Origin of the sequence: Synechococcus sp. CCY 9618 (genome assembly GCF_019038415.1) — a bacterium.
In the GTDB taxonomy this organism is placed as follows: domain Bacteria; phylum Cyanobacteriota; class Cyanobacteriia; order PCC-6307; family Cyanobiaceae; genus Cyanobium.
In genome coordinates, this window is sequence record NZ_JAFKRG010000034.1 from 163,587 (window position 1) to 184,752 (window position 21,166).

Below are 21,166 nucleotides of genomic sequence, written 5' to 3' on the forward strand. Positions count from 1 at the left end.
AGCGCCAGGCTGGCTGCCATTCGCAACCGTGGAACCACGGGATGCAATCAGAGTGTGGGAGCCGCCACCGATTCCAGCAGGGCCCAGGGGCCATGCCGTTCCAGCCAGCCGAGGTCGGAGCGCTCGGTGCTGAGCAGGAATCCGGCGAAGCCCAGGGCATTGACACTGAAGCCGGCGCCGTGCTCGTGCAACCGTCGCACGGTCATGAACCATTGGTCATCGAACAACAGGTTGTAGGGGTGGAGCGGATGGGGGTCGCGGGCAGGATCCCCCAGGCCGAGAGCACAGCTGTGGCGCAGGTACAGGTCCTCCAGGTCAGAACCACCGCCAGGATCGGTCCGGGGGCTGATGTGATAAGCCCAGTTCCAGGGCAGCTCCCGGCCGGTCAGCTGGGCCAGGAACAGGGGGGCCAGGGGACAGCTGCGCTCACCGGCGCGGCGGGGCAGCAGCTGCAGATGCCGATGGGGCTGGCTCGCCCCGGAGCGGGCGCCGCTGTTGAAGAACCACAGGCCACCGGTGTCCTGGCTCACGGCTGAGACCGCCTGCCAGTCGCTGGCTTCGATCCAGCCGGCCTGGGGACGCCATTCCCGCGTGATCACCAGGAGGTGGGCCTCCTGCACCGGATACTTGTTCAGAAGGAGCACATGGCCCGGCTCCAGCAGGTCAACCTGCAGGGGCACGTCCCAGGGAAGGAAGGGATTGGGTTTCGGACCCCCCTGCCGCAGGTGACGGGGCGTGGCGGTCAGCAACTGCCGCACCAGGAACGGATCTGCGCTCGGTATCGGCAGGATGCGCGTGTCGAGGGGAATCAGGGCACCCTCCCTTCGGGCCCGTTCCGACACGTCCCTGGCCCGCTGCCAATGGCGCTCAGCTCGCACCGGCCTGCAGACGGGCCAGGGAGGCCCCCTGGTAGTACCGCCCCAGGATCTCGTTGTAACGCAGGCCCTGCTGGGCCAGCTCCTGGGCACCGTGCTGGCTCATGCTGGCTCCCAGGTGCCCATGGGCCTCCTGGGTGATGCGGCTGGTGGCGGCATAGAGGCTTTCGACGATGCCCCCCTGGTAGCTGAGGATCACCCCGGAGGTGCTGGATGTGGCCTGCCGGGTGCGGGCCGTGACGCTGCTGAGCCCCCGGTAGGCCTGCCAGCGGGTGGTGTCGCCGAGATGCCAGTGGGCACTGGCGGGCCGGGCCATGTGAGCCATCGCATAGGAGCGGGCCGCCACGGCCTGCGCCCGCAGGGCCTCCATGTGCCAGCCACTGGGCATCTCGGCTCCCACCACAGAGCTGATGTAGAGCTCCAGGGGAAGGTGGTTCACCACCTGCAATCCCTGGGATCCGCGCAGCACCCGGAGCCGGCCCTCGTAGGGCTGACCATCCACATAGAGCGCCTGGCCGGCTCCGGTCTCCATCCACACCTCAGCCCGGCCGGAGAGGGCGGCGCCGAGATCGGGGGCCGTGTCGGCGCCGCCCTCCTGGAGGGACCGACCATCCCGGTCGGACAGGCGCCAGGGGCCACTGGCGGCCAGGCGGGGAGAGGCGGAGGCCTTCAGCAGCGCCACCCGGATCTCGAGGGGCACCTCCGCACCAGCCTGCGGTTCCATCAGCGAGCGGTCGGGGCTGCTGAGGCTGGTGCGCTGGGCCCGCAGCGAGGCCGCCGCCAGAAGGCCGGCGTCCTGGTCCGAAGCGGTGGCGCTGACCGGCCCTGAGCTCTGCTGGGGCTGGGCGATGAGAGCTTCGAGCAGGTCGGCATCGGAGCGGGATGGACTGCCGGGAAGCAGATCCTGGGCGGCGATACCGGCACCGACCGCGAGCATCGCCAGGGGGGCGCTGATCAGCAGTGGGTGACGGCGGCATTCCCTGAGAATCCCCAGGCCACGGGCACGGAGGACAGCGATGGCGCCCGCGCAGTGCCGTCTCACGGTGAGGATTCAGAAAGCATCTGCCGGATCATGCCTGATCGAGCGCCATTGCACCCGTTTCCGGCAGGACGGTCGGCGCATTGCCCCCCGCGCCGCCGGGGCTGGAGGCCTTGATCAGAGGGCCGCTTCGGCCTTCAGGTCGCGCTGCATCAGCTCCTGAACCGCCTGGCGGGCCTCCACCTGTCCCTCCAGAAGGCGCACCACCTGCCGGCAGATCGGCAGTTGCCAGCCTTCCCGCGACGCCAGGGCCAGGGCGGCCCTGGCGGTGCGGGGTCCCTCCACGGTGGCGGCGATCCGCTCCAGGGCCACGGCTTCGTCGCAGCCCTCGGCCAGCAGGATCCCGAACCGGTAGTTGCGACTGAGCGGACTGTTGGCGGTGGCCAGGAGGTCCCCCAGTCCGGCGAGGCCATAGAGGGTGGCGCTCTGGCCTCCCAGGGCCTGCAGCACCACGGCGATCTCCGCCAGACCGCGGCAGAGCAGGGAGGCCTTCGCATTGGCCCCGAGGCCCAGGCCGTCACTGATGCCGGCCGCCAGGGCCATGACGTTCTTGAGACCACCGGCGGCCTCGGTGCCGATTGGATCGTTGTTGGTGTAGAGGCGCAGGTTCGGTGTCCGAAGCTGCTCCTGCAGGTGACGGGCCAGGGCGGTGTCGACGCTGCTCACCACGCTGGCCGCCGGCAATCCACGGGCCAGTTCCTCCGCCAGATTCGGTCCGCTCAGCACCGCCAGAGGGGCCCGCGCCAGGTGCTGGCGCCACAGCTCACTGGCCGTGCAGAGCGCCTGCTGATCGATGCCCTTGCTGCAGCTCAGCAGGGGCAGCCCCTCCGGCCAGGACGCCTGCAGCCTGGCGGCCAGAGCCCCCACCCCTGCCATCGAGACGGCGGCCACCACCAGATCACAGTCCGGCAGGAGCCTGGCCGGATCACCCCCATCCCGTCGCGACCAGCTGCTGAGCCGGTGCCCCTCCCGTTCCCAGAGATGCAGCAACGTGCCGCCCCAGGCGCCCCGCCCAAGAACGGTGATGCGCAGACTCATGGACCGACGCGGCCAGGACCGCGATACCGGGGCGACCCCCCGGATGGCCTTGCCATCATGCGCCATCCCGGTGTCCGCCATGACCACACCCTCCTTCCAGCCCTGGTCGTCCTGGGAAGGCCAGGCCCTGATCGTCGGGCCGGGAGGCATCGGTGCCGCCCTTGCCTCGGAACTGGGGCGCCGTGCTCCGGGACTGCGGGTACGGACCGCCGGACGCGGAGGTGGCCATCTTCAGCTCGACCTGACCGATGACGCCAGCCTGGCCCGGCTGGCCGCCACGGCCGCCCGGGAGCTGGCTCCCCTGCGAATCGTGATCAACGCGTCCGGACTGCTGCATGACGGGGAGCTGCAGCCGGAGAAACGGCTTTCCCAGGTGCATCGCTCCGCACTGGAGCGAAGTTTCGCGGTGAATGCGTTCGGCCCCCTGCTGCTGGCCCAGGCGATCGAGCCGGCCCTGCCGAAGGATCGGCCGGTCCATTTCGCCAGCCTGTCGGCCCGGGTGGGGAGCATCGCCGACAACCGGCTGGGCGGCTGGTACGCCTACCGGGCGGCCAAGGCGGCCCAGAACCAGCTGTTGCGCACCCTGGCGATCGAATGGCAACGGCGGCTGCCCCAGGCCTGTGTGACCATGCTCCATCCCGGCACCACGGCCACGGAGCTTTCGGCACCCTTCAGAAGCTCCGTCCCCCCGTCGGGCCTGTTCACCCCACTCCGGGCAGCCAGCCATCTTCTCGACGTGCTGGAGGGTCGTACGGCCGCCTCGAGCGGGGACTTCCTGGCCTGGGACGGCCAGCCCGTGCCCTGGTGAGGCTCAGGCGGCGTGGCTGCGCAGCACCTCAAGGGGAATGATCTCCAGGCTGGAGATCTCGGAGGCCTCCAACCGCACCGGCGGTGCCATGCCGTCGTCGTAGGCCTCCAGCCAGCGGGCCGCACAGACGCACCAGTGGTCCCCTGGCCGCAGCCCGGGAAACGAGTAGGCCGGCACCGGCGCGGACAGGTCGTTGCCCTGGGCCCGGCTGTAACTCAGAAAGGCCTCGTTCACCACGCAGCAGACCGTATGGCGGCCGGCATCACTGGGATCGGTGCGGCAGGAGCCGTCCCGGAACCAGCCGGTGAGGGGAGCACATCCACACTCCTGCAAGGGTTCTCCCAATACATTGCGGCTGTTGTCTGGGGACGGCATGGAGGCGTGGACCAGGTCCCGGGCAGTGGCGGTACCGGCTGAGTCTGACGGAGGACTGGCACAAAATGCCGCCAGGAGGTTGACGAATTCCGGGGGGGAGGCGTTAAAGGTCTTTCAGCACGACCCCCTTCATGAGCTGGGATTTCACCGAGGATGCGGCCTTCCTGGCCCTCTGCGACGCCTACAAGGAAAGCGGTGAGCCCTCCGCCATGGAGTTTCTGGCCCACGGCGAAGGCGCTTTCCACTTCCAGGAACTCACCCAGAACGCGGCCGGGGAGGGAATCGATCTGAGCGATTCCGACGCCCTTGATGCCTTCCAGACGGAGGTGATCGACAGCCTGGAGGAGATGTGCAGCTGACGGTCTGCGGGCCTCAGTCGTAGAAGAAGGCGATCTCCTTGTCCTTCAGGCCTTCCCAGCCGGCCTCCCGGAGCCGTTGATCCAGGCTGAGACGGTCGAGATGCTTGGCTCCGGTGCGCACGATGCGATTGCGCATCGATTTCTTCACGCCGCTGCGGGCCCTGCGGCTCTCCAGCTCCATCACTTCGGCATAGAGGGCCAGCATGGCCGGGGGAAGGGGGGTGCCGTCGAGATCCAACCCTGCCGCAATGGCGTCGTCGACGCCGCCGGGTCCTGCGATGGCCATGGCTGGGGATGCGAAGGTCGCTCAAAGCCTGCCATGGCCCGGGGATCGACTCAGGCGCTGAAATAGCGGGCCTGGCTGTGCAGGGCCACCAGTGCCGTAGTGCTCTGCTCCGGCTCCAGCTGGTCGCTTTCGTCCATGGTCAGGCCAATGCGACCGGCGCCGAGCCAGGCGAGCTGCTGGCGGGAATCCGCCACGTTCGGGCAGGCGGGATAGCCGAAGGAGTAACGGCTGCCGCGGTAGCGCTGGGCCAGCACATCGCGCAGGGCCGAGGGCTCCTCGGCCTCAAAACCCATCTCCCGGCGGATACGGGCGTGGGTCCATTCCGCCAGCGCTTCGGCCATCTGGACCGCCAGACCGTGGAAGTAGAGATAGTCGCTGTAGCGGTCGGCCCGGAACAGCTCCTGGGCGAAGCTCGTAGCCCGCTCCCCCATGGTGACGGCCTGCATGGGCAGCACATCCATGGGGCGGACCGATCCCTGCTGGGAGGGGACGACGTCCTGGTAGAAGTCGGCGACGCAGTAACGGTTGCCGCCCCGCTGGCGCGGCAGAACGAAGCGGCCCAGCTCGGGACCCGCTCCGGCCGGTGCGCTGCCTGGCGCCATCGCGCCGGGATCGAACACCACCAGCCCATTGCCCTCGCGGCCGCAGGGGAAGTACCCATAGGCGACCCGGGGGGTGAGCAGCTGCTCGTCGCGGCAGCGGGCCAGCCAGTTCTGAAGCACGGGCTCGGCCTTGTCCGCCAGCATCGCCTCGTACTCCTGACGGCTCTGCTGCTGGGTCTTGCGCAGCTGCCACTGGCCTGCGAACAGGGCGTTGCGATCCAGGAAGGCGAACACCTCATCAAGGTCGATGGCCGCTTCCGTCAGCACCTCGGTGCCCCAGAAGGGAGGTGCGAGTGCCGGCTCGACGGGGACCGCTTCGGAGCGATGATCGGGGGCTGCCGGGGCTGGTTCAGGGGCTGAAGCGTCCCGACGGTCCGTTGCGGCGGCCTCGGTCTGATCAGGCAAGGCGGCCGTCGCATCATCCGGCGCGTCGCCGGGGTGGCTGCTGAAGCCCAGCCCCTCGGGGGCCCCGTCGAGGAATCCCGTCCGGTCGTCCCAGCGGCCGGCCGCCTTGGCCTCCATCAGGGCGTCCATGAAGCGCAGGTCGGCGAAGGCATCGCGGCCGTAGACCACCTGACCCTGATAGGCCGCACGGCAGTCACCGTTCACAAACCGGGGGGTGAGGGCCGCACCGCCGAGAATCACCGGCGCCGTGATGCCGACCTGGTTGAAGGATTCAAGATTGTCCTTCATGAAGGCGGTGGATTTCACCAGCAGCCCGCTCATGGCGATGCAGTCGGCCCCGTGCCGCTGCTGGGCCTCGACGATCGCATCAACGCTCTGCTTGATACCCAGATTGATCACCTCGTAGCCGTTGTTGGTGAGGATGATGTCCACCAGATTCTTGCCGATGTCGTGCACATCGCCCTTGACTGTGGCGATCAGGAACTTGCCCTTGCTGCTGGATTCGCCTTCCTTCCGCTCCATGTGCGGTTCGAGAAAGGCCACGGCAGCTTTCATGGTCTCGGCGCTCTGCAGCACGAAGGGCAACTGCATCTGGCCGGAGCCGAACAGCTCGCCCACCACCTTCATGCCATCGAGCAGGAAGGTGTTGATGATCTGGAGCGGTGGATAGGCCGTCAGTGCCTCCTGGAGTGCCGGCTCCAGACCGATGCGTTCGCCGTCGATGATGTGCTGTCTGAGCCTCTCCTCAAGGGGCAGATCGGCCAGGGAGGGTCCCGAGGCCCGCGCCTCCTTCGCACTCACCCCCTCGAACAGGGTGGTGAGCACGGTGAGGGGATCGTGGACGCAGATGTCTCCCTCGAAACGACGCCGGTCGTGGATCAGATCGCGGCAGATCTGCTGGTGCTCCTCGCTGATCTTCGCCAAGGGCAGGATCTTCGCCGGGCTGACGATCGCCGCATCCATGCCCGCATCGCAGCAGTCGTGCAGGAAGACGGAATTGAGCACGATTCGGGCCGCCGGGGAGAGGCCGAAGCTGACGTTGCTGACCCCCAGCAGCACATGCACCCCGGGAAGGTCAGTGCGGATCCGGCGGATCGCCTCGATCGTGGCGGCAGCGTTGGCCCGGTCCTCCTCGATGCCCGTGGAGATGGGCAGGGCGAGGGGGTCATAGAAGATCTCGTGGGCGGGAATGCCGTACTCCAGAGCATCCCGGTAGGCTCGCTGGGCGATGGCGAACTTGCGCTCGGCGCTGCGGGCCATGCCCTCCTCATCGATGGTGCCCACCACCACACCGGCCCCATAGGACCTGGCCAGTTCAAGCACCTTGAAGAAGCGCTCGTCACCGTCTTCGTAATTGGTGGAATTGAGAATGCACTTGCCCCCTGCCACCTTCAAGCCGGCTTCCATCTTCTGCCATTCGGTGGAATCCAGCATCAGCGGCAGGTTCACGTTCGTCACCAGCCGGCCGACCAGTTCGTGCATGTCCCTGACGCCATCGCGACCGACGTAATCGACGTTGACATCGAGCACATGGGCGTTCTCCTTCACCTGGCCCCGGGCCACGGCCACCAGGCCGTCCCAGTCCTCGTCATTGAGCAGATCGCGCACTTTCTTCGAGCCGCTGGCATTGAGCCGCTCACCGATGATCAGGAAGGAGTTGTCCTGGAGGTAGGGGGTGACGCCGTAGATCGAGGCCACTGCGGGCTCGTAGTGCAGGGGCGGGCGCTCCAGGCGCTGCTCCGGCCGACGCACCTGCCGCGGAGCGGGCTGGAGGCCGGCGGCGAGCTCGGCCAGGGCTCCGATGTGGGCTGGGGTGGTACCGCAGCAGCCGCCGATCACCTGCACCCCCAGATCCTCGACGAAGTGCATCAACTGCATCTTCATCTCGGTGGGGGTGAGTCGGTAATGGGCCACGCCACCGATGTTCTCCGGCAGTCCCGCATTGGGGATGCAGCTCACCACGAAAGGACTGTGCTCACTGAGGTAGCGAACGTGTTGCTTCATCTGCTCCGGTCCCGTGGCGCAGTTGAGGCCCAGGACGTCGATCGGGAAAGGTTCGAGGATCGCCACCACCGCGGCGATGTCGGAGCCGACCAGCATGGTGCCGGTGGTCTCCATGGTGACGGACACCATCAGGGGCCGGCGCTCCCCGGCGGCGGCGAAGGCCTCTTCGATGCCCTGAAGGGCGGCCTTGATCTGCAGCACGTCCTGGCAGGTCTCGACGATGAACAGGTCGACGTCGCCGGCGATCAGGCCCTCGGCCTGCTCCCGGAACGAAGCCTTCATTGAGTCGAAGTCGATGTGGCCGAGGGTGGGCAACTTGGTGGTGGGACCCATCGACCCCGCCACGAAACGGGGCTTCTGCGGTGTGCTGAAGGCGGCGGCCATTTCCCTGGCCAGTTCCGCCGCCCGGCGGTTGATCGCGAACGCCTGATCCTCGAGGCCGTACTCGGCCAGCACGATCGAAGCCGCCCCGAAGGTGTCCGTTTCGATCACGTCACAGCCTGCCTCCAGAAACTGGCGATGCACGGCCTGAACCGCATCGGGCCGGGTGAAGACCAGGTTCTCGTTGCAGCCTTCCAGGGCCGCACCACCGAAATCCTCCGCCGTCAGCCCCATCTCCTGCAGTGAGGTGCCGGTGGCGCCGTCGAACACGAGCACCGGACGCCCCGGTCCGTGCAGCCGCTCGAGGAAGCCGATGCGGTCGGTGGGGCGATGGAGGGCGACGGTGACGACCATCAGGCGTCGATGCGGATGCGGGTGACCCAGTGGTCATAGGCGGGATCGCGCCCCTCCGTGATCGCCGTGAGGCGCTCGCGCAGACGCTCCATCACCGGCCGGTGGCTGGAGAGATCGGTGGATTCGATCCGACGCACGGGGGTGACCCGCGCCGCCGTGCCGCTCAGGAACACCTCGTCCGCCACCATCAGTTCGGTCTTGTCGACCGCGCGCTCGAGCACGGGGATGTCCATGGAACGGGCCAGTTCCATGATGCTGGCGCGGGTGATGCCCTCGAGGATGTCCTGGTCGACGCCCGGGGTGATCAGCACGCCGTCGCGGACGAGGAACAGATTCATGCCGCTGGCCTCGCTCACCTTGCCGCGGCTGTTGAGCAGCAGCGCCTCATCGAAGCCGCTCTTGACCGCTTCGGTCTTGGCCAGGGAACTGGTGATGTAGGCACCGCTGATCTTGCCCCGCAGGGGCAGGGAGCGATCCTCCTGGCGGCACCAGCTGCTGATCCGGCAGCTCACCCCCTCGGGGGAGAGGTAGTCGCCCATCTCGATGCCGTAGATCAGGAAATCGGTCTGGATGTTGTGCAGTCGGGGGGCAATGCCCAGATCGCTGGTGTAGACGAAGGGCCGCAGATAGACCGGGCAGGTGGGCCGGTTGGCCTCCAGGAACGCGCGGATGGCGCTGTGGATCGTCTCCTCCGCCAGCTCGGTGAGCAGCAGCCGGGCGCTCTGGCTCAGACGCCGGGCGTGTCGATCGGCGCGGAACAGCAGGATCTCGCCGGGGTCGGCGGGATTGGGGAGGGCCCGCATACCGCCGAAGGCACCCGTGCCGTAGTGGAGGGCGTGGGTGGCCACCGACAGGGTGGCGTCGGCGAAGGGGACGCATTGTCCGCCGAACCAGGCATAGGGCAGGAACTGGTGCATGGAAGGCGGTGGCGATGGAGCGATCTTCTCATCGCGTTCGGCAGGATGGGGGGATGCATCGACTCGCGTCCATACCAGGCGACAGGACGGAGGATGGGGGGGACCTGTTCGTGGAGCAGCCGCCGGCGCCGGTGGTGCTGCTCAGCAGCGCCGACACCGACCTGCTGGCCGTGGCCCAGCTGCTGGAGGCCGAACCCGACCTGCTGCCGGTGGCGCTGCGTGCCCTGAACCTCTCCGCCCTGCAGCACCCGGCGGTGATCGACCACTACATGGCCACCTCCCTGGCCACTGCCCGGCTGGTGGTGGTGCGCCTGCTGGGGGGACGGGGCCACTGGAGCTACGGGCTCGAATGTCTGCGGCACTGGGCCGCCTCCGGCCAGGGCCGCCAGCTGCTCGTGCTGGCCGGCACCGCGGAGGAGGACAGGGCGCTCTCGGCCCTCGGAACCATCGACGGTCCCCTGGCCACGGCGCTGGCCGGCTGCCTGCGGGAGGGGGGGGCGGCCAACCTGCGCCTGCTGCTGCGGAGCCTGGTCGCCCTGCTCGAAGGGGAACATCCGGAGGCGCCCCGGCCCCAACCCGCCGCCGATCCCCTGCCGCACGACTGGGGCACCGAACCGGGCTCCCGGGTGGGGGTGATTCTCTACCGAGCTCTCTGGCAGGCGGGCGACCTGGCCCTGATGGAGGCGATTCTGTCGGCCCTGCGCGCTCAGGGGCTCTGTCCCAGGGCCCTGTGGGTGAGCAGCCTGCGGGACAGCGCCGTGCAGCGGGGCGTTGGAGACCTGCTGCAGAGGGAGGGGGTGCAGGCGGTGCTCTGCGGCACGGGTTTCGCATCGGTGTCCTTCGAGGCGGCCGGCCTGGGGGCTCCCCTGTGGGAGCGGCTGGACGTGCCGGTGCTGCAGGTGCTCTGCAGCGGCCGTCCCCGCGAAGCCTGGGAGCGGAGCAGCATCGGCCTGGCGCCCCTCGACCTCAGCCTCCAGGTGGCCCTGCCTGAACTGGACGGACGCCTCACGACCCGGGTGGGGGCCTTCAAGGAAAGGGTCGCCACCAGCGATGCCCTGGCGACCGCCCTGCATCGCTACGCGCCCGACGGCGAGCGACTGGACTGGATCGCCCAGCTCACCGCCGCCTGGATCGACCTGCGCCGCACGCCGGCCGGGGAGCGCCGGGTGGCGCTGGTGCTGGCCAACTATCCCAACCGCAACAGCCGACTGGCCAACGGGGTGGGACTGGACACCCCGGCCAGCGCCGCGCTGATGCTGGGCTGGCTGACAGACGCCGGCTATGACCTGGGCCCGGCGGGGGACCTGCCGGCGGATGGCGATAGCCTCATCCACCGGCTCCTGGAGGGCCGCAGCAACGATCCCGAGAGCGGCCACCGGGCTCCCCTGGCCCACCTGCCCCTGGACGCCTACCAGACCTGGTACGCCACCCTCCCCAGTGAGGGGCGCCGGCGGCTAGAAGCGGTCTGGGGGCCGCCCGAGACAGATGGGGGCCTGGAGCGGGTGGCCGCAGATGGCGGCGGGGCGGCAGCGGCCTTCCCGGTGCGCGGCCTGCGTTTCGGCCGGGTGCTGCTGCTGATCCAGCCGGAGCGTGGCTACGAACGGGATCCGAGCCTCAGCTACCACAGCCCTGACCTGCCGCCCACCCATGCCTACCTGGCCCAGTACCTGTGGCTGCGACAGACCTTCGGGGCCCAGGCCGTGGTGCACGTGGGCAAGCACGGCAATCTGGAATGGCTACCCGGCAAGGGCCTGGGCCTCTCCCGGGACTGCTATCCGGAATGGGCCCTGGGCCCGGTGCCCCATCTCTATCCCTTCATCGTCAACGACCCTGGCGAGGGCAGCCAGGCCAAACGCCGGGCCCAGGCGGTGATCCTCGACCACCTCACCCCGCCCCTGGGCCGGGCCGGCCTGCATGGAGATCTCCAGGCCCTGGAAACCCTGCTGGACGAGTACTGGGAGGCGAGGCAGCTGGGCAGCGAACGGGCGTCGCTGCTGCGGGATCGGCTCGGCGACCTGCTGGAGGGTCTGCGTCTGCCAGCGGGGGGCAGCGGGGGCCGGCAGTCCCCGCTGGACGGGCTGGAGGCCCGGCTGGAGGCTGCCGACGGCTACCTCTGCGAACTCAAGGAAGCCCAGATCCGCCTCGGCCTGCACACCTTCGGCACCCTGCCTCCGGAGGGCCTGCTGGCCGAACTGCTGCTCTGCCTGGCCCGGGCCCCCCAGGCCGGCCAGCCCGGTCTCACCCAGGCCCTGGCTGAGGATCTGGGCCTGGATCTTGACCCCTGGGCCGATCCGGAGGAGACACCGCTGAGCACCGCCGACCGCCTCCGGCTCGCACCCCACGGGGAACCAGGACAGGCCCTGCGCCACGGGGGCGACGCGGTGGCCCTGCTGGAGGACCGGGCCCTGGCGCTGGTGAGGGGCGAGCTGGAGGAGCAGGCCCCCGATCCACTCCTCCTGCCAGGCCGGGCCACCGGGCGCGCCCTGGCCCATCTGCGGCGGGCCCTGCTGCCCCCGCTGCTGGCCTGCGGCGAAGCGGAGCGCCAGTCCCTGCTCACCGCACTGGCCGGTGGCCGCATCGCCGCCGGACCCTCGGGCGCTCCGACCCGTGGAAGGCCCGACCTGCTGCCCACCGGCCGCAACTTCTACAGCGTGGATCTGCGCGGTCTGCCGACGGAGGCCGCCTGGGACCTGGGCCGACGCAGCGCCGAGCTGCTGGTCCAGCTCCACCTCCAGGAGGAAGGGGAGGACCTGCGCAGCCTGGCCCTCTCGGTGTGGGGCACCGCCACCATGCGCAACGGCGGCGAGGACATCGGCCAGGCCCTGGCCCTGATGGGCGTGCGTCCGGTATGGGACGGGCCCACCCGCCGGCTGGTGGACGTGGAGGTGATCCCCCTGAGCCTGCTGCAACGGCCCCGGGTGGACGTGACCCTGCGCATCTCCGGGCTGTTCCGCGACGCCTTTCCCCAGCTGGTGGGCTGGTTCAACAGGGCCTCCCGGCTGGTGGCCAACCTGGAGGAGGAGGGGGAAGCCAACCCCCTGGCGGCCTCGGCCCGGCTGGAAGGGGAATGGGGGCGGATCTACGGGTCGGCCCCCGGGGCCTACGGGGCAGGCCTGCAGGGGCTGATCGATGGCGGCCACTGGGAGGAGCGGGGCGATCTGGGGGAGGCGTTCCTCAACTGGAGCGCCTGGCGCTACGACGGCGATGCCACCGACGCGGCCAGCGGCGGGGCGATCAGGGCCACGCCGGACCGCAGCGGCCTGGAGCGGCGGCTGGAGCAGGTGCAGGTGGTGCTTCACAACCAGGACAACCGGGAGCACGACCTGCTGGATTCCGACGACTACTACCAGTTCCAGGGGGGCCTCAGTGCCGCAGCCGAGAAGCTCCAGGGCCGGGCCCCGGCCCTCTGGTTCGGAGACCATTCCCGCAGCCAGCGGCCCCGGATGCACCGGCTGGAGCGGGAATTCGACAAGGTGCTGCGCTCACGGCTGCTCAACCCCCGCTGGATCGAGGCCATGCGGGGCCACGGCTACAAGGGAGGCTTCGAGATGGCCGCCAGCCTGGATTACCTGTTCGCCTACGACGCCAGCACCGGCCGGGTGCCCGACTGGGGCTACGGAGCCCTCAGCGAGGCGTGGCTGGAAGACCCCGAGGTGCGGGAGTTTCTGGGCCGCAGCAACCCCTGGGCCCTGCGGGACATGGCCGAGCGGCTGCTGGAAGCCCACCACCGCGGACTGTGGGAGGGGGCTGACGCCACCCGGCTGGAGCGGCTCAGGCAACTGGTGCTGGAGAGCGAGAGCCTGGTGGAGCACCGCTGAAACAGCTCCAGGCCTGACGTCCGGGGCTGCTGAAGTCTGGGCGGGATGGCGGCCCTCAGGCGAAGGTCAGAGATCGAGATCCCTGACCATGGAGCGGAACGGATCGGTGGTGCCCGGCTTGGCGGCCTGCTGGGTGATCTGCGGCTGACCTTCTGCCGCCGCCTCCTTCTGCTTCTTCGCCGCTGCCGAGCCTCCAGGAAGATTGGTGCCGGTGACGGCGGTGCCCTTCAACCGCTGACCCAGCTCGGCGGGGGTCATCTGCTGGGCGAAGGTCTTCTTGACGGGCTTGGGCACCCCTCCGGTGAGGTTCACCGAACCCTGCTCGGTGGCCTGGATGCCGGCCAGTCCGGGGGTCATCTTCTCGACCCGCGCCTCCATCGAGGCCACCTCCGCGATCATCTCCTTGTCGCCGGGGCTGTCGGCGTTGCCGGGGAAGGTGTGGCGGATCGTGTTCGACCGCTTCATGAACTTCACATCCCCGAGGCTGGAGGAGGACTCGGGATCGAGGAAGAAGGTTTCGGCCTTGGGCTTCGGCTTGGCGGAGCCGGCGGGTTTGGTCACCGACTCGGCGCGGGAACCGAACAGACGATCGAACAGACCCATCGACGCAAGGTGGTATGTGTCAGCAAACCCTAGCGGCCGCGGAGCACCAGACCATGGGTATCCGTACCGCAACTCATCAAAAGGCCACGTCGCTCGAGGTCGGCGGCGATCGCTTCACAGACCAGCGGCGTCGGCTGCCAGCGGGGCTGCATGCCGTAGTCGTACCAGACCTCCGCCCCGTCGAAGCCCAGATCCGCCGCTGCCGCGATCAGAAGCTGGTGGGGCAGCCGGTAGCGGGCGGGGTGAGCCAGCAGCGCCAGTCCCCCCGCGGCCCGGATCGCCTTCACCACCGCCGGGGCCCGCAGGGCCGGCCCCACCACGGAGCTGCCCTGCAGGTAGGGATCGAGGGTGGGGTGGCTCTCGGCGAAGCCCAGGCCGAGCACGTGCACCAGGCAGCCCTCCAGCAGGCAGCTGATCTCCACGCCTCGCCACAGGGTGGGAGCCGGCTCCCCCCGCCGGCGGCGTTCGTCGAAGGCGGCCTCGATGGCCCCATGGGCCGCCAGGGCATGGTGATCGGTGACCGCCAGGTGCTCCAGGCCGATGGCGAGGGCCTCGGCGGCCAGATCCCCGGGCTGGAGGCTGCCGTCGCTGCAGATGGTGTGGCAGTGGAAGTTGAAGCGCTCCGGGCAGCTGTCGGCCCGTACCCGGCGCAGCACCGGCGTGAGCGGATGGGCGAGGGCTTCAGGCCGCAGCACGACTGCTCTCCTGCTGGGCCATCCGTTCGCTTCGAAGCCTCCGCCAGCGGGCATAGAACTGGATCGAAGCGGCCATGAACACCACCAGGGCCACCAGGAACCAGGTGGCGGCGCCGGTGGGGAACTGGCCCTTGAACACCACCAGCATCACCACCAGCACCAGCAGCAGAGTGGGCAGTTCGTTGAGGGCCCGCAGCTGACGGCCGCTCCAGCGGCATTCGCCGCGCTGCAGCTGGCCCATCAGCCGATAGCAGAAGGCGTGGTAGGCCAGCAGGGCCACCACCACGGCCAGCTTGGCGTGCATCCAGCCCTGCTTCAGCCAGAGAGGTTCCACCAGCAGCAGGCCCACGGCCATCGCCACCGCCACCACCATCCCGGGGGTGGTGATGATGTTGGCCAGCCGCCGCTCCATCAGCCCGTACTGGGCCTCGAAGGCCCCCTTCAGGGGGGGCTCCAGTTCGGCCGCTTCGACGTGGTAGATGAACAGCCGCACCAGATAGAAGAGGCCGGCGAACCACACGACCACGCCGACGATGTGCAGGGTCTTGAACCAGAGATAGGCCTCAGGCGGCCAGCTCAGGGCCAGGAGCAGCGGGGAGGTCATGGCTGGGAGGTCATGGCGGAGAGCCTGGCGCTGGCCAGGGAACGCGGGCGGGGCGGCGGACCGTCAAGTTAGACGCCACCCGCCATCGTGCTCCGGTGCTGCGCCGCCGTGGTCCGGATCGCCGCCAGGTCGGCCTCGGCGAACTTCTCCAGCTGCTTCATCACCAGGGCCATGCGCGGGTTGGCGGCCAGCTCCTGCCGGTGACGCTCGAGGAAGTCCCAGTAGAGGGCGTTGAAGGGACAGGCCACCGGGCCGGTGCGCTGTTTCGGGTCGTAGCGGCAACCCTTGCAATGGGTGCCCATGCGGTTGATGTAGCTGCCGCTGGCCGCATAGGGCTTGCTGGCCAGCCTGCCCCCGTCGGCGAACAGCCCCATGCCGAGCACGTTGGTCTGCATCACCCAGTCGAAGCCATCGATGAAGACGCGCCGGAACCAGTCGGTGAGGGCCGCCGGCTCCAGCCCCGCGATCAGTCCGTAGTTGGCGAGCAGCATCAGCCGCTGGATGTGGTGGGCATAGCCCAGTTCCCGGATCGCCGCCAGAGCGGTGTCCATGCAGGCCATGCCGCTGCCCCCCAGCCGCTCGAAGAACGGAGGCAGGGGGGCCTGGTGGCCGAAATGGTTGGAGGCGGCGTAGTCCTCCCCGAACCAGTGGTAAAGGCCATGGGTGTATTCCCGCCAGCCGAGGATCTGGCGGATCACCCCCTCGAGGCTGGCCAGGGGCACCCCCCTCGCCAGGCCCTCCTCCTCCAGGCGTTGGATCACCTCCAGGGGCTGGAGCAGCCCCAGGTTCAGATAGGGACTCAGCAGGGCATGCCAGAGCGTTGGCTGGCCGCCCACCATCGCGTCCTGGTAGGGGCCGAACCCCGCCAGCCGGGTGGCGATGAAGTGCTCCAGCACCGCCAGGGCCTGGGCCCGGGTCACCCCCCAGCGAAAAGGCTCCAGATCGCCGGGAAGGGGGCAACTCCCATCGGCCCGCCGACGCTCGTCGAGGGCCCCCACCTTGGCGATCACTTCCCGGGTGATGGCGTCCGGCTCGAACCACAGGGGTTCCGGCCCCACCAGCCCCCGGGGGGGCGAGCGACGGTTCTCCTGGTCGTAGTTCCAGCGCTCGCCGAGGGGCTGGTCGCCGCCGGCCTCCATCAGCACGCCGAAGCGCCGCCGCCCTTCCCGATAGAAGGTCTCCATCCGCAGCTGGCGCCGGCCGGTGGCCCAGGCGGCGAAGGCGTCGCGGCTCCAGAGGAAGGCGTTCGAAGCCACCCAGACCAGGGGAACCGGTAGTGCGAGGGCCTCGATCATGCGGCGGAAGGGCCGGTCCGCGGGCTCCATGACCCGCAGCTCCCGGATCCCTTCGCGGCCGATCCAGGCCAGCAACGTTTCGCCAAAATCGTCTGTTTCCAGGAGATCCACCGTCCAGCCGGCCTGCCGCTGTTCAACGGCGAAGTGGCGCATGGCGCTCCACACCAGCACCAGCTTCTGGGGGTGCACCGCCAGACGCCCCGGCAGGGTGGTGCTCTCGATCAGGAGCACCCGGGTCCCGGCCGGGTTGGCGCTTGCCAGGGCGGCCTGGCCCGCCTGCAGCTGGTCCCCCAGCACCCATATCCCGGTGGTCATCGGGCCCGGGGCTCAGGCCTCACCCGCCAGCCGGCAGAGCCTGCGGGCCACGGCAGCGGCGTAGCCCCGCTCCACCGGTCCCTGCTGCGGGCTGATGACCCCATCCCGGCAATCCACCACGATCCGTTCATGATGGCGATCCTGATCGCTGACCCGCAGCCTCAGCTGCCAGTGGTGGTTGGCGCTGCGGGTGACCTCGTCACCGCAGACCGGCCCGACGCACAGTCCGGGAGCCGCCATGGCCGGCGGAGCGAAGCGGCCGGCCAGGAGCAGCAGAAGCAGCAGCGGCACCAGTCCGGCCCACATCCGCGACAGGCCCCTCATCCGGCCAGCTCCAGGGGCTGGTCGTGGCGGTCCGGGGCATCGGCCGGCGGCGAGGGGGACTCATCACCACCGTCCTCGGCGGGATGGAAGTGCTCCCACACCTGCCGTGCCAGGGCCGGCCCCAGGCCTGGCACAGCGGCGATCTGCTCCGGACCGGCCAGCTGGATGGCGTCGATGGAGCGGAAGTGGGCCAGCAGCTCCTTGACCCGCCGCGGACCCAGGCCGGGTATGTCGCTGAGCCGGGAGCGCTTCATTCGCTCGCCCCGCTGCTGGCGATGGAAGCTGACGGCGAACCGGTGGGCCTCGTCCCGCAGCCGCCGCAGCAGCACCACCCCCAGCTGGTCGGCCTCGCTGTCGAGGGGCTGACTGGCCCCCGGCAGGAACACCTCCTCCCGCTGCTTGGCCAGGGAGCAGACCACCAGCTCCTCGTGCAGATCCAGCTCCCGCAGGGCCTCCATCACCGCCGACAGCTGGCCCTTGCCGCCGTCGATCATCACCACATCGGGCCAGTCATTGAGGCCGTCGGTGTGCAGGGCCGAGGCGCCGGCGCGACGCAGGGCGGCGAGGTCGGCCCCCTCGGCTTTGGCCTGGGACCAGCGCCGGAAGCGACGCCGCATGATCTCCGCCATGGCCATGAAGTCGTCGGAATGGCCCGCCCGGATGCTGCTGCTGCGGATGCGGTATTTGCGGTAGTGCTGCTTGGCCGGCAGGCCGTCGATGAACACCACCTGGGAGGCGACGGCATCGCTGCCCTGGATGTGGCTGATGTCGTAGCCCTCGATCCGGCGTGGTGGCACCGTCAGGTCCAGCAGCTGGGCCAGGTCCTCGGTGGCCAGCAGCTGCTGTTCGGCACCCCGCTGGGCCCGGGCCAGCTCAAAGCCGGCATTGCGCTCCACCAGCTCGATCAGATCGGCCTTCTGTTGTCGCTGCGGCACCGCCAGCTTCACCCGCCGGCCCCGCCGCTCCGCCAGCCAGTCGCCGATCAGTTCCTGGGCCGGCAGGGCATGCTGCAGCAGCAGCTCCGGCGGAATCTCCACCGGCTCCACCTGGCTGTAGTGCTCTTCGATCACCCGCTGCAACACCTCGCCCGGGGTGGCGATGGCCGCGTCGGCGGTGTAGCCCAGCCGGCCCACCAGCTTGCCGGCGCGCATCTGGAAAATCTGCACCGCCGCCACCCGCTCATCCGCCGCCAGGGCGATCACGTCGCGGCTCACGGAACTGTCCCCCAGGCTCATCTTCTGGTCGGCGGTGAGCAGATCCAGACCCTGGAGCTGGTCCCGCACCCGGGCGGCGGCCTCGAAATCCAGCCGTTCGGCGTAACGCTGCATCTGCTCCCGCAGCAGGGTCAGCAGTTCGTCGTTGCGGCCCTGGAACACCATCGCCACCTTGCGCAGGATGCGGTGGTACGCCTCGGAGCCGATCTTCTCCTGGCAGACCCCCGGGCAGCGGCCGATGTCGTAGTTGAGGCAGGTGCGGTCGCGGTAGAGGGGCTGCGGGCGCTGGCGCAGGGGAAAGACCCGTTTCACGATCGCCAGGGTGCGGCGCAGCAGGCCCACATCCACGTAGGGGCCGTAGAAGCGGTCCAGCGGGCTGCGCAGCCGGCGCCGGCGGGTGATGAAGATGCGCGGGTAAGCCTCGCTCCAGGTGATGCAGAGGTAGGGGTACTTCTTGTCGTCCTTGAGCAGGACGTTGAAGTGGGGCTGGTGGTTCTTGATCAGGTTCGACTCGAGCGCCAGCGCCTCCGCCTCGCTGTCGGTGACGATGAACTCGATCTCGCAGACCTGGCGCACCATCAGGGCGATGCGCGGACTGATGTCGTGGGAATCGCGGAAGTAACTGCGCACCCGGGCCCGCAGGCTCTTCGACTTGCCGATGTAGAGGATGCGGTCGCTCGCATCCCGCATCAGGTAACAGCCCGGCTCCGCCGGCAGCTCCCGCAACCGGGCCGACAGACGCTCACGCTGGAGAAGCAGCGGCCCGACGACATCGCCGCCCGGAGTGCCGCCCGGAGTGCCGACTGGAGTCGCAACCGGCTCAGCCATGGCGGATCCTCAACCGCCGTACTGCCAGCCGGTGGCGGACAGTTCCAGGGCGGACGCATCGCGATGCAGGGTGGCCGCCTTCACCTCACCCACGAACACGGTGTGATCGCCGTGGGCCACCTGGCCCACCAGCTCGCATTCCAAAGCCCCCAGGGCATCCTCAAGCACCGGCAGGCCCAGGGCGCCCAGCTGGAACGGGGCGGCCTCGAAACGCCCGCCGACCCCCTTCTGGGGTTTGAAGAACACGGCGGCCAGGTCCTTCTGGTCGGCACGCAGCACGTTGAGGCAGAAGCGCCCGGTGCGCTGGATCATGCCGTTGCTGGTGGAATCGGCCCGCACCGCCATCACCACCAGGGGCGGCTCGAAGGAACCCTGGGTCACCCAGCTGGCGGTGAACCCGTTCACCTCCTCTCCTTCGGCCACACCGCAGATGAAGACCCCATGGGGAATCTTGCGCAGCAGGGTCTTCTTGGCGGCCGCGTCCAGAACAACGTCGGTCATGGGGATCGTGCGGCAGGGATGGACCGACTTTAGGAACCTGGCCGGGCCACCTCCATAGGCTGGCCGCATGCGAGCCCTCTATCCCGGCAGTTTCGATCCCCTCACCCTGGGCCACCTCGACCTGATCGAGCGGGCGGCGCGCCTCTTTGACGGTGTGCTGGTGGCGGTGCTGATGAATCCCTCCAAGCAGCCGAGCTTCAGCCTGGAGCAGCGGCTGGAACAGATTCACCTGGCCACCACGGGCATCTCCGGCGTCGAGGTGGGGCACTTCGACGGGCTCACCGTCAACTACGCCCAGACCTGCGGCGCCCAGGTGATCCTGCGGGGGCTGCGGGCCATGAGCGACTTCGAGTTCGAGCTGCAGATCGCTCACACCAACCAGACGCTGGCGCCCAGGGTCGAGACCCTGTTCATGGCCACCGCAGCCCACCACAGCTTTCTCAGCAGCTCGGTGGTGAAGGAGGTGGCCCGCTTCGGCGGTGACGTGAGTCACATGGTGCCGGAGGGAGTGGCGATCGACCTGGAGAGGCTCTTTAATCGAAAAGCAGCTTCCGAATCTCGATATGGCTGAAGTCCGCATCACCGTTCTCGACCAGCTGGACCAGCTGGAGGACATCGTTCTCGACGGCAGCAGGATCCCCTTCAGCGGTGGTCGGCTCGTGAATGAGCAGGACGCCATCGAGATGATGGACGCCCTGCGGGAGGCCCTGCCCGGCCAGATCTCCCAGGCCGAGGATCTGATCCGTCAGCGGGAGGGCTTCATCGAGAAGGCCAGGCTGCAGGCCGAGGAGATCGTCACCCAGGCCCGCCGGGAGCGGGAGCAGCTGATCAATGCCGCCGCCATCCGCCAGGAGGCCGAGCGCCAGGTGACGGAACAGCGGGAGCAGGCCCGTCAGCAGTGCGAGCAGATGGTGCTGCAGGCCCGTCAGCAGGTCGCCCACACCGAACAGGAACACCAGGCCCGGATGGCCCAGTTCGAGCAGCAGTTCGCCGGCCGCCGGCAGCAGCTGGAGCAGGAAGCCCAGAACCGTCGCCAGCAGCTGGAGCAGGAAGCGGCGGAACGGAACCGCCAGCTGCTGGAGCAGCACGAGCGCAGTCGGGCCCAGGCCCTTCAGGAACTGGAGGGGATCCGCCAGGAAGGCCTGCGCATCCAGCGGGACAGCCAGGCCGAGGCGGAGCGGCTGCATGCCGACGCCCTCCAGTTCCGCCAGCAGACCCAGCAGCAGTGCGACGCCCTGATCAGCCGCACCCGCCAGGAGTCAGCCACCATCCAGGAGGGCGCCAACCGTTACGCCGAACAGGTGCTGGGCGAACTGGAGGTGCGGCTCAAGGAGCTCAGCCAGGTGGTGCTGGGTGGCCGCCGGGAACTGGTGCGGATGCAGGGGCAGGACGCCGCCCCTGCCCACCGCCCCGTGGAGGCGCCCATCCCGCTCGATAACGCCACGGTCAATCGCGCCCGGCGCGCCGCGGACAAACTCCGCCGTGCCGCCGGCCGCGGGCTGGCCAGCTGACCCCTTCCCGGGGAA

At 69.3% G+C, this 21,166-nt stretch carries 19 protein-coding genes; 5 read left to right on the forward strand and 14 right to left on the reverse strand.

Translation table 11 applies throughout. The features are described 5' to 3' along the window. Nucleotides 1–47: 47 nt before the first annotated feature. The 3 genes from KUG41_RS08300 to KUG41_RS08310 form a co-directional block, all read right to left on the reverse strand. Complete coding sequence (locus tag KUG41_RS08300) at nt 48–878, reverse strand: DUF4922 domain-containing protein (RefSeq protein WP_216903003.1); 831 nt, start codon at nt 876–878, stop codon at nt 48–50. Then, nucleotides 868–1,917, reverse strand: coding sequence for a SpoIID/LytB domain-containing protein (locus tag KUG41_RS08305; protein WP_371734082.1), 1,050 nt, complete (start codon nt 1,915–1,917; stop codon nt 868–870). The genes KUG41_RS08300 and KUG41_RS08305 overlap by 11 nt, the downstream gene beginning before the upstream one ends. Nucleotides 1,918–2,031: 114 nt before the next feature. After that, entirely contained in the window at nt 2,032–2,952 is a 921-nt protein-coding gene (locus tag KUG41_RS08310; protein ID WP_216903005.1) for an NAD(P)H-dependent glycerol-3-phosphate dehydrogenase, read from the reverse strand. A 79-nt stretch (nt 2,953–3,031) separates the two neighbouring features. Between KUG41_RS08310 and KUG41_RS08315 the strand changes: the two genes are divergently transcribed. After that, nucleotides 3,032–3,760, forward strand: a complete 729-nt coding sequence (locus KUG41_RS08315) for an SDR family NAD(P)-dependent oxidoreductase (protein WP_254216976.1) — start codon at nt 3,032–3,034, stop codon at nt 3,758–3,760. Nucleotides 3,761–3,763: 3 nt separating this feature from the next. Here the strand turns inward: KUG41_RS08315 and KUG41_RS08320 are convergent, their stop codons facing one another. Further along, on the reverse strand, nt 3,764–4,135 hold the full coding sequence (locus KUG41_RS08320) for a DUF2237 family protein (RefSeq protein WP_216903009.1): 372 nt from the start codon (nt 4,133–4,135) through the stop codon (nt 3,764–3,766). Nucleotides 4,136–4,266: 131 nt separating this feature from the next. Here KUG41_RS08320 and KUG41_RS08325 point away from each other — a divergent pair, with 131 nt between their 5' ends. Then, nucleotides 4,267–4,494 carry a hypothetical protein gene (locus tag KUG41_RS08325; protein ID WP_216903011.1) on the forward strand — a complete coding sequence of 76 codons (228 nt, stop codon included), beginning with the start codon at nt 4,267–4,269 and terminating at the stop codon, nt 4,492–4,494. A 13-nt stretch (nt 4,495–4,507) separates the two neighbouring features. Here KUG41_RS08325 and KUG41_RS08330 read toward each other — a convergent pair whose 3' ends face one another. Genes KUG41_RS08330 through KUG41_RS08340 form a run of 3 tightly spaced genes read right to left on the reverse strand, consistent with a single transcriptional unit; the run spans nt 4,508 to nt 9,443 of the window. Next, entirely contained in the window at nt 4,508–4,780 is a 273-nt protein-coding gene (locus KUG41_RS08330) for a DUF4090 family protein (protein ID WP_216903013.1), read from the reverse strand. A 50-nt stretch (nt 4,781–4,830) separates the two neighbouring features. Continuing rightward, a complete protein-coding gene (gene metH, locus KUG41_RS08335) occupies nt 4,831–8,526 on the reverse strand; it encodes a methionine synthase (protein ID WP_216903015.1) in 3,696 nt (1,231 codons plus the stop codon). Continuing rightward, nucleotides 8,526–9,443, reverse strand: a complete 918-nt coding sequence (locus tag KUG41_RS08340; protein WP_216903017.1) for a branched-chain amino acid transaminase — start codon at nt 9,441–9,443, stop codon at nt 8,526–8,528. The genes metH and KUG41_RS08340 overlap by 1 nt, the downstream gene beginning before the upstream one ends. A 53-nt stretch (nt 9,444–9,496) precedes the next feature. On the opposite strand from KUG41_RS08340, the gene cobN reads away from it, so the two are divergent. After that, a complete protein-coding gene (gene cobN / locus KUG41_RS08345; protein WP_216903019.1) occupies nt 9,497–13,261 on the forward strand; it encodes a cobaltochelatase subunit CobN in 3,765 nt (1,254 codons plus the stop codon). Nucleotides 13,262–13,327: 66 nt separating this feature from the next. On the opposite strand, the gene KUG41_RS08350 is transcribed toward cobN, so the two are convergent. The 7 genes from KUG41_RS08350 to KUG41_RS08380 all read right to left on the reverse strand — a co-directional run bounded on the left by KUG41_RS08350 (nt 13,328) and on the right by KUG41_RS08380 (nt 19,640). Continuing rightward, nucleotides 13,328–13,864 carry a hypothetical protein gene (locus KUG41_RS08350; RefSeq protein ID WP_216903020.1) on the reverse strand — a complete coding sequence of 179 codons (537 nt, stop codon included), beginning with the start codon at nt 13,862–13,864 and terminating at the stop codon, nt 13,328–13,330. 29 nt (nt 13,865–13,893) lie between these two features. Then, complete coding sequence (locus KUG41_RS08355) at nt 13,894–14,559, reverse strand: PHP domain-containing protein (RefSeq protein WP_216903022.1); 666 nt, start codon at nt 14,557–14,559, stop codon at nt 13,894–13,896. After that, on the reverse strand, nt 14,546–15,163 hold the full coding sequence (gene hemJ / locus KUG41_RS08360) for a protoporphyrinogen oxidase HemJ (protein ID WP_254216978.1): 618 nt from the start codon (nt 15,161–15,163) through the stop codon (nt 14,546–14,548). Before hemJ ends, KUG41_RS08355 begins: the two co-directional genes overlap by 14 nt. Before the next feature lie 68 nt (nt 15,164–15,231). Then, entirely contained in the window at nt 15,232–16,773 is a 1,542-nt protein-coding gene (locus KUG41_RS08365) for a cryptochrome/photolyase family protein (RefSeq protein ID WP_216903024.1), read from the reverse strand. Nucleotides 16,774–16,785: 12 nt separating this feature from the next. Beyond that, nucleotides 16,786–17,097 (reverse strand): hypothetical protein, encoded by a 312-nt coding sequence (locus KUG41_RS08370; RefSeq protein WP_254216980.1) that lies wholly within the window; start codon nt 17,095–17,097, stop codon nt 16,786–16,788. Then, nucleotides 17,094–19,139 (reverse strand): excinuclease ABC subunit UvrC, encoded by a 2,046-nt coding sequence (gene uvrC / locus KUG41_RS08375; protein WP_254216981.1) that lies wholly within the window; start codon nt 19,137–19,139, stop codon nt 17,094–17,096. Before uvrC ends, KUG41_RS08370 begins: the two co-directional genes overlap by 4 nt. A 9-nt stretch (nt 19,140–19,148) precedes the next feature. Further along, nucleotides 19,149–19,640 carry a flavin reductase family protein gene (locus KUG41_RS08380; protein ID WP_216903026.1) on the reverse strand — a complete coding sequence of 164 codons (492 nt, stop codon included), beginning with the start codon at nt 19,638–19,640 and terminating at the stop codon, nt 19,149–19,151. A gap of 67 nt (nt 19,641–19,707) precedes the next feature. On the opposite strand from KUG41_RS08380, the gene coaD reads away from it, so the two are divergent. Both coaD and KUG41_RS08390 read left to right on the forward strand, forming a co-directional pair. Beyond that, nucleotides 19,708–20,211 carry a pantetheine-phosphate adenylyltransferase gene (coaD, locus tag KUG41_RS08385; protein WP_216903028.1) on the forward strand — a complete coding sequence of 168 codons (504 nt, stop codon included), beginning with the start codon at nt 19,708–19,710 and terminating at the stop codon, nt 20,209–20,211. Beyond that, nucleotides 20,204–21,151, forward strand: a complete 948-nt coding sequence (locus KUG41_RS08390) for a hypothetical protein (RefSeq protein WP_216903030.1) — start codon at nt 20,204–20,206, stop codon at nt 21,149–21,151. Before coaD ends, KUG41_RS08390 begins: the two co-directional genes overlap by 8 nt. The last annotated feature ends 15 nt before the right edge of the window (nt 21,152–21,166 follow it).